Origin of the sequence: Micromonospora sp. WMMD558, from assembly GCF_049315255.1 — a bacterium.
Classification (GTDB): Bacteria; Actinomycetota; Actinomycetes; order Mycobacteriales; family Micromonosporaceae; genus Micromonospora.
This window is the reverse complement of the sequence record NZ_CP186061.1, coordinates 1,266,173-1,278,938: the sequence shown is the minus strand read 5'-3', so window position 1 is coordinate 1,278,938 and position 12,766 is coordinate 1,266,173. Positions and strand designations below refer to the sequence as shown.

General features: G+C 72.4%; 7 protein-coding genes. 4 read left to right on the top strand and 3 right to left on the bottom strand.

What is annotated here, in order from left to right; translation table 11 throughout:
• Positions 1 to 33: 33 nt before the first annotated feature.
• Positions 34 to 2,127, bottom strand: coding sequence for a S9 family peptidase (locus tag ACN26Y_RS06110; RefSeq protein WP_422734903.1), 2,094 nt, complete (start codon positions 2,125 to 2,127; stop codon positions 34 to 36).
• A gap of 142 nt (positions 2,128 to 2,269) precedes the next feature.
• On the opposite strand from ACN26Y_RS06110, the gene ACN26Y_RS06105 reads away from it, so the two are divergent.
• Positions 2,270 to 3,619: an FAD-binding oxidoreductase gene (locus ACN26Y_RS06105; protein ID WP_155329341.1), complete on the top strand. Its 1,350-nt coding sequence runs from the start codon at positions 2,270 to 2,272 to the stop codon at positions 3,617 to 3,619.
• Positions 3,620 to 3,679: 60 nt separating this feature from the next.
• On the opposite strand, the gene ACN26Y_RS06100 is transcribed toward ACN26Y_RS06105, so the two are convergent.
• The gene (locus ACN26Y_RS06100; protein ID WP_155329340.1) at positions 3,680 to 5,752 is read right to left on the bottom strand and encodes a SpoIIE family protein phosphatase; all 2,073 of its coding nucleotides are present in this window, start codon (positions 5,750 to 5,752) and stop codon (positions 3,680 to 3,682) included.
• Between the two features lie 192 nt (positions 5,753 to 5,944).
• Here ACN26Y_RS06100 and ACN26Y_RS06095 point away from each other — a divergent pair, with 192 nt between their 5' ends.
• Both ACN26Y_RS06095 and ACN26Y_RS06090 read left to right on the top strand, forming a co-directional pair.
• Positions 5,945 to 10,312: a HAMP domain-containing protein gene (locus tag ACN26Y_RS06095; protein ID WP_155329339.1), complete on the top strand. Its 4,368-nt coding sequence runs from the start codon at positions 5,945 to 5,947 to the stop codon at positions 10,310 to 10,312.
• A complete protein-coding gene (locus ACN26Y_RS06090) occupies positions 10,309 to 10,866 on the top strand; it encodes a response regulator (protein ID WP_155329338.1) in 558 nt (185 codons plus the stop codon). Before ACN26Y_RS06095 ends, ACN26Y_RS06090 begins: the two co-directional genes overlap by 4 nt.
• Positions 10,867 to 10,873: 7 nt before the next feature.
• On the opposite strand, the gene ACN26Y_RS06085 is transcribed toward ACN26Y_RS06090, so the two are convergent.
• Entirely contained in the window at positions 10,874 to 11,209 is a 336-nt protein-coding gene (locus ACN26Y_RS06085) for an STAS domain-containing protein (protein ID WP_155329337.1), read from the bottom strand.
• Positions 11,210 to 11,364: 155 nt separating this feature from the next.
• Between ACN26Y_RS06085 and hemL the strand changes: the two genes are divergently transcribed.
• Positions 11,365 to 12,702, top strand: coding sequence for a glutamate-1-semialdehyde 2,1-aminomutase (hemL, locus tag ACN26Y_RS06080; protein WP_155329336.1), 1,338 nt, complete (start codon positions 11,365 to 11,367; stop codon positions 12,700 to 12,702).
• Positions 12,703 to 12,766 lie beyond the last annotated feature (64 nt).

The following is a 12,766-nucleotide window of genomic DNA, read 5'->3' as shown; positions in this document are numbered from 1 at the left end:
GCCAGGCGTTAACAAGGGGCCCTTCCTTGCACCTCAGGCGCGGCCGAGCCGGTCGAGGATCCAGGCGTTGACGAACGCCTCCTCGCGCCAGGCGTCGTACCGGCCGCTCGGACCCCCGTGACCGGCACCCATCTCGGTCTTGAGCAGGTAGTCGCCCTGCGGGGCGGTCGCCCGCAGCCGGGCGATCCACTTCGCCGGCTCGTGGTAGAGCACCCGCGTGTCGTTGAGGCTGGTCACCGCGAGGATCGCCGGGTAGTCCACGGCCCGCACGTTCTCGTACGGCGTGTAGGACTTCATGTACGCGTACACCTCGGGGTCGTCGAGCGGGTTGCCCCACTCCTCCCACTCGGTGACGGTCAGCGGCAGCGACGGGTCGAGGATCGAGGTGAGCGCGTCCACGAAGGGCACCTGCGCGACGATCCCGGCGAACGCGTCCGGGGCGAGGTTGGCCACGGCGCCCATCAGCAGGCCACCGGCCGAGGCGCCCCGGGCGACCAGCCGGTCGCCGGCCGTCCAGCCGGCCTTGACCAGGTGCCGGGCGCAGGCCACGAAGTCGGTGAAGGTGTTCTTCTTGGCGAGCAGCTTGCCCTGGTCGTACCAGCGCCGGCCCAGCTCGCCGCCGCCCCGGATGTGCGCGACGGCGAAGACCACGCCACGGTCGAGCAGGGACAGTCGGGCCACCGAGAACCAGGGGTCCATGCTGGCCTCGTACGAGCCGTACCCGTAGATGAGGCACGGCGCGGAGCCGTCCCGGGGGGTGCCGGCCCGGCAGACCAGCGAGATGGGCACCCGGGTGCCGTCGTCGGCGAGCGCCCAGTCGCGGTGCTGCTCGTAGGCCGTCGCGTCGTACGGCCGCCCGTCCGGGCCCGGCAGCACCGGCTTCTGCCGGCGCAGCGTCATCTGTCGGGTCACCAGGTCGTAGTCGTACACCGAGTCGGGGGTGACCAGTGAGGTGTAGCCCAGCCGGACCTGCCGGGTGCGGTACTCCGGGTTGCTGCCCAGCCCGACGCTGTACAGCGGCTCGGGGAACTCGATGTCGTGCGGGTCGCCGCCGCCGATCGGCAGCACGCGCAATCCGGTGAGCCCGTTGGTGCGCAGCGTGACGACCAGGTGGTTCTCGAACGCGTCGACCGCCTCCAGCCGGGTGCCCGGGGAGTGCTCGATCAGCGGCACCCAGTCGCCGGGGGCGTCCGCCGAGGTGTACGCGAGCGCGAAGTCCTCGGCGCCGTCGTTGTGCAGGATCAGGAACCGGTGCCCGTGGTGCTCGACCGTGTACTCCACACCCTGCCGCCGGGGCGCCACCGAGGCCGGCGTGCCGGTCGGGTTGCCGGCGGGGATGACCAGCACCTCGCTGGTCACCTTGCTGTGGATGTCGATGACGACGAACTTCTCCGAGCGGGTCAGCTCGACGCCCACCCAGAACCGCTCGTCGTCCTCCTGGTGGACCACCGCGTCCTCGCTCGACGGGGTGCCCAGCGTGTGCCGCCACACCCGGTTCGGGCGCCACGCGTCGTCGACGGTCACGTAGAACAGCACCGAGGCGTCGGCGGACCAGGCGGTACCGTAGAACGTGTCCGGCACCTCGTCGGGAAGCAGTTCCCCGGTCGTCAGGTCCTTGACCCGCAGCGTGAAGCGTTCGTCTCCGGAGAAGTCCGTCGAGTAGGCCAGCCAGCGCCCGTCCGGGCTGACGTCGAACGCCCCGAGCGCGAAGAAGTCGTGCCCCTCGGCGAGCAGGTTGCCGTCGAGCAGTACCTCCTCGCCGTTCAGGGGCGCGCCGTCGAGACTGATCGGCGGGTCCGTCTCGTCGTCGCGGACGGCCCGTCGGCAGTGGACGCCGTACTGCTGGCCCTCGACCGTGCGGGTGTAGTACCAGTACCCGCCCTTGCGGGCGGGCACCGACAGGTCGGTCTCCTGGGTGCGCCGGCGGGTCTCCTCGAACAGTTGCCCGCGCAGGTCGGCGAGGTGGGCGGTCCGCTTCTCGGTGTACGCGTTCTCGGCGGTCAGGTGGGCGATCGTCTCCGGGTCGTCCTTGACGGCCAGCCAGGCGTACTCGTCGACGACGGTGTCGCCGTGGTGGGTGCGGTCGGTCGGCACCTGCTTGGCGACGGGCGCGGGCGACGGCTCCAGGTCGCGGCGGGGCGACAGACGCGCCGAGCCGGAGTTGTCGGAAGTCTCGGTGGTCACGCCGTCACGTTACCGGCCGGACGCCCGGTCACCCCTTCGTGCGACATGCCTTCCGCAACTTTCGAACATGTGTACGATGACCGGCATGGCGGCAGCAGCGAGTTCCACCGATCGGCCCGGCGCCCTCGACATCACCCGGAGGCTGGCGGAGATCTGCGGGCCGCCCTTCGCCCGCCTCGCCGGCGCGGCGGATGAGGTGGCCGGCCGCCCGGCCCGCTGGGTCGCCGTCCCGGGCGGGCCGCGCGCCGCCGCCGAGGTGCTCCGGCTGGCGGCCCGGCACGACCTGACCGTGGTTCCGCGCGGAGCCGGCACGAAGATCGACTGGGGGGCCGCCCCCGAGCGGGTCGACATCATGCTCGACACCGGCCGGCTCGCCGGCATCGGGCACGAGCCGGTCGGCGCCGCGAGCGCCGAGATCGGCGCCGGCACCCCGTTGCGGGCCGTGCAGGCCACCCTGGAGCGCACCGGCCAGCGGCTCGCCCTGGACGCGCCGTCCAACGGCGCCACCCTCGGCGGGGTCCTGGCCGCCGGCGAGGCCGGTCCCCTGCGGCACCGCCACGGCACCGCGTGCGACCAGCTCGTGTCCCTGCGCTATCTGGACGCCGACGGCGAGCTGGTCGGTGCCGGTGGCGGCGCCGAGGGGCTGGAGCTGGCCCGCCTGCTCTGCGGCTCGCAGGGCGCCCTCGGCGTGCTGGTCTCCGCCACCCTCCGGGTGCACGCCGTGCCGGCGAGCCGGATCTGGGTCACCCGTCCGGTGTGGACACCGCTGGAGGTGCACGACCTCGTGCGTACGGTGCTCGCCGCCCGCCTCGATCCGGCGGCGGTCGAGTTGGACCTCCCGGCCGGCGCGGGACCCCGGCCGAGGCAGGGGGGCCGGGCCGAGTCGATGGCGCGCCACCCGTCGATGACGGGACGCACCACCACCGGCCCGGCCCGGGCCGGCACCCTGGTCGTCCTCCTGGAGGGTGGGCCCGCCGACGTGGCCGAGCGCGCCGACCGGATGGTGTCGCTGCTCGGCCCCGGCGCCACGGCCAGCCACTCCGCGCCGGAGTGGTGGCGGCGTTACCCGTTCGGCCCGGGCGACACGGCGCTCCGGCTGGAGGTCCCGATCAGCGACCTGCACGCGGCCGTGTACGCGCTGCGCGACGCCGCCGGCGCGCCCGTCCCGGTCCGTGGCTCCGCCGGGCTCGGCGTCGTGCACGCGGCCCTGCCCGGTGCGATGCCCGCCGAGCGGGTGGCGTCGATCCTCGCCGCCGTGCGGGGGGTCCTGCTCGCGCGGCAGGGGCGGTGTGTGGTGGTCTCGGCCCCGGAGCCGGTGCGACGGGCGGTCGACCTGTGGGGTGAGCTGGCCGGGCTGGCCCGGCTCCGCGCCGCCAAGGAACACCTCGACCCGCACCACCGGCTCGCGCCCGGCCGCCTCCCCGGCGGCCTTTGACCCGTTCCGGACCTCCCGCGCAGGCCCCGCTGGCCGGCCGTCCCGGCCCGGCCGGGGCGGTCAGCCGGCGTCGTTGCGGAGGACCAGGATGGCGATGTCGTCGCGGGGCGGCTCGGGGGAGAATCCGATCGCGGTCGAGCGCAGGCGGGCGGCCACCACGTCGGCGGAGTACGCGGCGAGCGGGGCGGCCGCGTCCCGGAGGCGGTCGACACCGAACAGCTCCCGGCCGCGCCGCCGTTCGGTGACCCCGTCCGTGTAGAAGATCAGCGAGTCGCCTGGGTCGAGCGGGATCTCCGCCGTCGGCGAGGCGATCGAGTCGAGCAGGCCGAGCGCGGTGCCGCCGGTGCCGACGAAGTCGGCCCCGCCCGCGGAGCGCAGCAGCACCGGGCGGTCGTGGCCGGCCAGGTGCAGTGACACGTCGAGCTGGTCGCCGTCGCCCGGCCCGACCGCCGCCAGCGCCAGCGTGCAGTACCGTCCGCCGCCCCGCTCCACCAGCGTCCCGTTGAGCCGGGCCAGCGCCTCGGGCAGCGGCTTGCCGTCGCCGACCAGCGTGCGGATCACGTCCCGGACCAGGCCGGTGACCGCCGCGGCCTGCACACCCTTGCCGGAGACGTCGCCGATGACCACCAGCCAACGCCCGTCGGGCAGCGGCAGCACGTCGTAGAAGTCGCCGCCCACCTCGGCGTCGTCCCCGGTCGGGACGTACTCGGCGGCGAAGCCGATCCCCTCGACCACCGGAAGCACCGGTGGCAGCAGGGACTGCTGGAGGGTCTGGGCGACCCGGCGGCGCTCGGCGTGGATCCGGGCGTTCTCGATCGCCAGCGCCGCCCGGCGGGCCACGTCCTCCAGGACGGCCACCTCGTCCGGGTCGTGGCGGTGCCGCTGGTGCCGGCCCACGGCCAGGGTGCCTAGCCGCTGACCACGGGCGATCAGCGGCACGGCGAAACCCTCCATCGGCGCGCCCAGCGGCAGCTGGGTGCCGTTGCGGGACGCCTCGCGCAGGCGGGCCTGGATCGACTCCGGCCCGGTCTCCCGGAGCACCGCGTGCAGCTGCGGCAGCACCGACTCGTCGGCGTGGCTGGCCGCCGCCAGCCGCAACCGGCCCCACTCGTCCGTGGTGTGCACCGCGCACCACTGCCCGAGCCGGGGCACCACGAGCTGCGGAACGAGCGCCATGGTCAGCTCGACGTCGAGGGACTGGGCGAGCAGCTCGCTCGCCTCCGCGAGGAACGTCAACCAGGCCTGCCGCCGGACGTCGGCGCGACGCAGCCGGTCGTTCTCCAGGTGCAGCGAGAGCCGCTCGGCCATCAGCGCCGCCAGTGGCCGGGCGTACGCGGACGGCGCCGCGTCCAGCTCCAGCTCGCCGGCGTACGGGCGGTGGACGGTGAGCGGCACCCGGAGCAGTTCGTGGCCCGCCCGGGGTTGCCGACCGTAGCGCGCCAGCACCTGCGGGCCCTGTCCGTCGCCCCGGTCCAGCCGGACCACGCCACCGGCCGCGCCGACCATCTCGGCGACCCGGGCCAGCAGGCTGGTCGCGAAGTCGGGGAGCGGATCGTCGGCGTACGGGTCGGGGGTGGTCTGCATCAGCTGGCTCATCGCCGCGGCGCTCGGCGCGGAGCTGTCGCCGGCCGGGGGGTCACCGCCGGCGGACGCCGCGTTCGGCACGACCGGGGCGTCCCCGGCCGGCGCGGCGCCGGGCGGAGCCGGACGGTCGAGGCGGAACCAGACACCCTTCCCGGTGGGCAGGTACGTGGTGCCCCACCGGCTGGCGAAGTGGTCGACGAGCAGCAGACCCCGCCCGCGTTCCGAGATCTCGGTGATGTCGCTGCTCTCGTTGCGGACGCCGACGGTCAGCTCGTCCACCGGCCCGCCGGCGAAGTCGGACACGGTCACGGTGAGGCCGAGGCGGTCGGCGACCACCTCGACGTCCAGTTCGGTGCGGGCGTGTTCGACGGCGTTGGTGGACAGCTCGGTGGTGAGCAGCAGCGCCTCGTTGGTCAGCTCCTCCAGGTGCGCCTCGGCGAGCACGGACCGGACGAGGGCCCGCGCGGCGGCGGGCGTACGCCGGTCGGCGGGGAGCCGGACCCGCCGGACGTGCTCGTCCCGCCCGCCGGGCTCCGCCTCCGCTGACATCCCCGTATCCTCCATCGCCGCCCCTGCGGGTGCCAAGCGAACCGTACGGACCGATCACGGCCCGTCAGCGGTCCGGGATGGCGCCTGATGTCCGATCCGGTACGCATTGACCGTCGCGCTGGCCTGGCGTAGACCGGGTCGCAGGCACAATATGGGATGGCCGACCTGTCGCCCCGACGTGAGCGAGGAATGATGACCACGGCGAAACAGCCGGTGGCGGATCCGTCCGCGCCGGACCACGAGGCGGTCCTCGTCGAGCTGACCGAGGCGTTGCGGCGGGTCCGCCGCGGTGATCTCAAGGTGCGGCTGCCCCGCCGGGCGGGCCGCGCGGGTGAGGTGGCGGACGCCTTCAACGAGGTGGTCTCGCTCCAGGAACGGCAGTACCACGACCTGCGCAGGATCAGCCGGATCGTCGGCCGGGACGGCCGGCTCACCGAGCGCCTCGACGACGAGGGCCTGGACGGCTCCTGGGCCGAGGGGCAGCGCGCGGTCAACTCCCTCATCGACGATCTCGGTCGCCCCACCACGGAGATCGCCCGGGTCATCGTGGCGGTCGCCGAGGGCGACCTCTCGCAGCACATGGCGTTGGAGATCGACGGCCGACCCCTGCGCGGTGAGTACCTGCGCATCGGCCGCACGGTGAACACGATGGTCGACCAGCTCTCGTCGTTCGCGGACGAGGTGACCCGGGTGGCCCGCGAGGTGGGCACCGAGGGCAAGCTCGGCGGCCAGGCCGACGTCCGGGGCGTCGCCGGCACGTGGAAGGACCTCACCGACTCGGTGAACACCATGGCGTCGAACCTGACCGGCCAGGTGCGGTCGATCTCCCAGGTGGCGACGGCCGTGGCGAAGGGCGACCTGTCGCAGAAGATCACCGTGGGGGCGCGGGGCGAGGTCGCCGAGCTGGCCGACACGATGAACTCGCTGACCGACACCCTGCGCCTCTTCGCCGAGCAGGTGACCCGGGTGGCCCGGGAGGTGGGCACGGAGGGCAAGCTCGGCGGCCAGGCCGAGGTGCCGAACGTGGCCGGCACCTGGAAGGACCTCACCGACAGCGTCAACTCGATGGCGTCGAACCTGACGTCGCAGGTGCGCAACATCGCCCAGGTCTCCACGGCGGTGGCCCGCGGCGATCTCTCACAGAAGATCACCGTCGCGGCGCAGGGCGAGATCCTGGAGCTGAAGGACACCGTGAACACGATGGTGGACCAGCTCAGCTCGTTCGCCGACGAGGTCACGCGGGTGGCGCGTGAGGTGGGCATCGAGGGCAAGCTGGGTGGTCAGGCCCAGGTGCGCGGGGTCTCCGGCACGTGGCGGGACCTCACCGAGAACGTCAACCAGCTCGCCGGCAACCTGACCAGCCAGGTCCGCAACATCTCGCAGGTCTCGACGGCGGTGGCGAAGGGTGACCTGAGCCAGAAGATCACGGTGGACGCGCAGGGCGAGATCCTGGAGCTGAAGAACACCGTGAACACGATGGTGGACCAGCTGTCGTCGTTCGCCGACGAGGTGACCCGGGTGGCGCGTGAGGTGGGCACCGAGGGCAAGTTGGGTGGTCAGGCCCAGGTCAAGGGCGTCTCCGGTACGTGGCGGGACCTGACCGACAACGTGAACTCGATGGCGTCGAACCTGACGTCGCAGGTTCGCAACATCGCCTCGGTCACCACCGCGGTGGCGAAGGGCGACCTGAGCCAGAAGATCACCGTCGACGCCCGGGGCGAGATCCTGGAGCTGAAGTCGACGGTGAACACGATGGTCGACCAGCTCAGCTCGTTCGCCGACGAGGTGACCCGGGTGGCGCGTGAGGTGGGCACCGAGGGCAAGCTGGGTGGTCAGGCCCAGGTCCGTGGCGTCGCCGGCACGTGGCGCGACCTGACCGACAACGTGAACTCGATGGCGTCGAACCTGACGTCGCAGGTCCGCAACATCGCCCAGGTCTCGACGGCGGTGGCGAAGGGTGACCTGAGCCAGAAGATCACGGTGGACGCGCAGGGCGAGATCCTGGAGCTGAAGAACACCGTGAACACGATGGTGGACCAGCTGTCGTCGTTCGCCGACGAGGTGACCCGGGTGGCCCGTGAGGTGGGCACCGAGGGCAAGTTGGGTGGCCAGGCCCAGGTCAAGGGCGTCTCCGGTACGTGGCGGGACCTGACCGACAACGTGAACTCGATGGCGTCGAACCTGACGTCGCAGGTTCGCAACATCGCCTCGGTCACCACCGCGGTGGCGAAGGGCGACCTGGGCCAGAAGATCACGGTGGACGCGCAGGGCGAGATCCTGGAGCTGAAGAACACCGTGAACACGATGGTGGACCAGCTGTCGTCGTTCGCCGACGAGGTCACGCGGGTGGCCCGGGAGGTCGGCATCGAGGGCAAGTTGGGTGGTCAGGCCCAGGTCAAGGGCGTCTCCGGTACGTGGCGGGACCTCACCGAGAACGTCAACCAGCTCGCCTCGACGCTGACCACGCAGCTGCGCGCCATCGCGCAGGTCTCCACCTCGGTGACCCGGGGCGACCTGACCCAGCGGATCGCGGTCGAGGCGCAGGGCGAGGTCGCCGAGCTGAAGGACAACATCAACCAGATGATCGTCACCCTCCGGGAGACGACCAAGAAGAACGCCGAGCAGGGCTGGCTGGACTCCAACCTGGCCCGCATCGGTGGTCTGCTCCAGGGTCAGCGGGACCTCGGCGAGGTCTGCCGCATGATCATGATGGAGGTGACGCCGCTGGTCGACGCCCAGCTCGGCGCGTTCTTCCTCGTCGACGACTCGGAGGGAAGCGTCCGGCTGCGGCTCGCCGCCTCGTACGGCTACGTGGCGCGCGGACACGACGTCACCTTCGGCCCCGGCGAGGGGCTCGTGGGGCAGACCGCGCTCTCCCGCCGCACCATCCGGGTCAGCGCGGCCCCGGACGGCCGGCTCACGCTGCGCTCGGGGCTCGCCGACACGCCGCCGGCCGACCTGGTCGTGCTGCCGGTGCTCTTCGAGGGCGAGCTGCTCGGCGTGATCGAGTTCGCCGGCGTGTCGGCCTTCTCCGACCTGCACCTGGCGTTCCTCGAGCGGCTCGTCCTGACGATCGGCGTCGCGGTCAACACCATCCAGGCGAACCGGCGTACGGAGGAACTGCTCGCCCAGTCGCAGCGGCTGGCCCACGAGCTGCAGGAGCAGTCGGCCGAACTCCAGCGCACCAACGCGGAGCTGGAGGACAAGGCGAAGCTGCTGTCGGAGCAGAAGGGCAACATCGAGACGAAGAACCGGGAGATCGAGCTGGCCCGGCTCGGCCTGGAGGAGAAGGCGCAGCAGCTCACCCGGGCGTCGGCGTACAAGTCGGAGTTCCTGGCGAACATGAGCCACGAGCTGCGTACGCCGCTGAACTCCCTGCTGCTGCTGGCCCGGCTGCTCGCCGAGAACTCGGAGCGGAACCTCAGCCCGAAGCAGATCGAGTTCGCCAGGACGATCCACAGCGCCGGCTCCGACCTGCTCTCGCTGATCGACGACATCCTCGACCTGTCCAAGATCGAGGCGGGCCGGATGGACGTCGAGCCGACCGAGATCCGGTTCGCCGAGATCCGCGGCTACGTCGAGCAGGCGTTCGCGCCCCAGGCGGAGGAGAAGGGCCTGGACTTCGACGTCCAGGTCAGCGGGGACCTGCCGGAGGCGATCGTCACCGACGCCCAGCGCTTGCAGCAGATCCTCCGCAACCTGCTCTCCAACGCGGTCAAGTTCACCGACGCCGGCGCGGTGACACTCAAGATCGGTCCGGCGCCGGGTAATGCGGTGTTCGACGTGCCGGCGCTGACCAACGCCCGGCAGGTGATCGCGTTCACCGTTGCGGACACCGGCATCGGCATCTCCGACGACAAGCTCTCGATCATCTTCGAGGCGTTCCAGCAGGCCGACGGCACCACCAGTCGCCGCTACGGCGGCACCGGTCTGGGGCTGTCGATCAGCCGGGACCTGGCCCGGCTGCTGGGTGGTGCGATCAGCGTGTCGTCGGCGCCCGGGCAGGGGTCGACGTTCACGCTCTTCGTACCCGACGTGTTGGCCCCGGACGCCGTCGTGGCGCCGGCGCCGCCCTCGCCCACCCGGGCGGGCCTCCCGTCGTCGCTGCTGATGCCGCCGGTGGAGCTGCTGCCGGAGGCGTCGGAGGCGCCGGCCACGCGCCAGTTGGAGGGTGCGACGGTGCTGATCGTGGACGACGACGTCCGGAACGTCTTCGCCTTGACCAGCGCATTGGAGCTGCACGGCATGACCGTGTTGTACTCGGACAACGGGGCGGACGGCGTCCGCCTCCTGGCCGAGCATCCCGAGGTGGACATCGTGCTGATGGATGCCATGATGCCCGACCAGGACGGATACGAGACGACGCGGCAGATCCGGCGTAATCACCGGTTCGCCGACCTGCCGATCGTCTTCCTGACCGCGAAGGCGATGCCCGGTGACCGGGAGTCGGCTCTGGCGGCCGGGGGTAGTGACTACATCACCAAGCCGGTCGACCTGGACGAGCTGATCGAACGCATGTCGTCCTGGATCAGTGGCAGCCGGAGCGAGGAGAGTTCGTGACCCAGATGGCGAAGGCGCTGCTGGTGGACGACCGCCGGGAGAACCTGATGGCCCTGGAGGCGATCCTCCAGGGGCTTCCGGTGCAGTCGGTGGCGGTGGAGAGCGGCGAGGCGGCGTTGAAGCAGCTCCTCGTCGACGACTTCGCGGTGATTCTCCTCGACGCGCAGATGCCCGACATGGACGGCTTCGAGACGGCCAGCCACATCAAGCGGCGGGAGCGTACCCGGCACGTCCCGATCATCTTCCTCACCGCCGCCGACCGGGACGCTCAGCTCGCGCTGCGCGGGTACGCGGCCGGCGCGGTGGACTACCTGACCAAGCCGTTCGACCCGTGGGTGCTGCGTGCCAAGGTGTCGGTGTTCGTGGAGCTGTGGGTGAAGACGCGGCAGCTCGCGGCGCAGTCCGACCTGGTCCGGGAGCGTGACCGGCAGTGGCGGCTGCTGACCGACGCGGTGGACGAGGCGACCGCCCTGCTGCGCGGCGACGCGGACCCGGAGGCGGTGGCCCGCGCGATCGACCTGCTGGAGCAGGCCCGCTGGGGCAACACCGACTGACGGCCGGTCAGGTGGTGGGGGCGTCGTTGCGGATCATCAGGGCGCTGCGGAGGCCCGTGATGTCGAGGACGCGGAGCAGGAACTCGCCCACGTTGGTGAGGACCAGCAGGCTCTGGGCATGACTGGCCTTGCGACTGAGCACGACCAGCGTGCCCAGGCCCTGCGAGTCGCAGAAGGTGACGCCGCCCAGGTCGAGCACGATCCGCGGCGGCGGATCCGTCAGCACCTCGTTGACGACGGTCGAGAGCTGGGCGGCCGTGAGCATGTCGATCTCACCGGCGAGACGCAGGATGGCCTCGTCACCCGACCGGTGCAGCGTGATGGACAGTTCGGCACGATCCACCGGGTCAGCCTATCGCGATCTCGACGCACCGGCCCGGCGAGGCGGAGCGGGCCCGGCGACCAGGGGCGGAGGACACCCGGCCGGGGTGAGACTGGTAACCCCCGGTACGGGGTGCCTGCCGATCGGGCCTCCGACGCTGACACAATGGCGGCATCGTGACCGATCTGTTTCCCGCCGGATCCGGCCGCTACCCGGCCGACGCACCGGCCTCCGAGGCCCTGTTCGCCCGCGCCCGCGCCCTCGTGCCGGGCGGGGTGAACTCCCCTGTCCGCGCCTTCCGGGCGGTCGGCGGCACCCCGCGGTTCATGGTCCGGGGGGAGGGGCCCTGGCTGTACGACGCGGACGGGCGGCGCTACGTCGACCTGGTCTGCTCGTGGGGGCCGCTGATCCTCGGCCACGCCCACCCGGCGGTGGTCGAGGCGCTGCGCGAGGCCGCCGCCCTCGGCACCAGTTTCGGCACTCCCACCCCCGGTGAGGTGGAGTTGGCCGCCGAGATCGTCGACCGCACCCCGGTCGAGCAGGTGCGGCTGGTCAACTCGGGCACCGAGGCCACCATGTCGGCGATCCGGTTGGCCCGCGGCTTCACCGGCCGCTCCAAGATCATCAAGTTCGCCGGCTGCTACCACGGGCACTCGGACGCGCTGCTCGCCGCCGCCGGGTCCGGCGTCGCCACCCTCGGCCTTCCCGATTCACCCGGCGTGACCGGCGCGGCGGCCGGCGACACGATCGTGCTGCCGTACAACGACCTGACCGCCGTCGAGGCGGCCTTCGCCGCCGAGGGACCGCACATCGCCGCGGTCATCACCGAGGCCGCCGCCGGCAACATGGGTGTGGTCGCCCCGCGCGACGCCTTCAACCAGCGGCTCGCCGCGATCGCCCACGCGCACGGCGCGCTGCTCATCGTCGACGAGGTGATGACCGGGTTCCGGGTCTCCCGCTCCGGGTGGCACGGCCTCGACGCCTCCGAGGCCGACCTGTGGACGTACGGGAAGGTCATGGGTGGCGGCCTGCCCGCCGCGGCCTTCGGCGGACGCGCGGAGGTGATGGGGCGCCTCGCCCCGGCCGGGCCGGTCTACCAGGCCGGCACGCTCTCCGGTAACCCCCTCGCCTGCGCCGCCGGCCTGGCCACGCTCCGGCTCGCCGACGACGCGGTCTACCGCAGGCTGGACGAGACGGCCGCCGTCGTGGGCAAGCTGGCGGGCGACGCGCTGGCCGCCGCCGGGGTCCCGCACCGGCTGTCGTACGCGGGAAACATGTTCTCGATCTTCTTCACCGACGCCGACGTGGTCGACTACGACAGTGCGCGCACCCAGCAGGTGCCGGCGTTCAAGGCGTTCTTCCACGCGATGCTCGCGGCCGGGGTCTACCTGCCGCCGAGCGCGTTCGAGTCGTGGTTCGTGTCGGCGGCGATCGATGACGCCGCCCTGGAGCAGATCGCCGGGGCGCTTCCGGCGGCGGCGGCCGCGGCGGCTGCGGCGGGTCACGGGGGGTAGCGGTGAGCGCGAGGAGTGCGCCGGGTTTGCGAGCCCCGCAGTCGCGAACAAGGGGGGCGCAGCG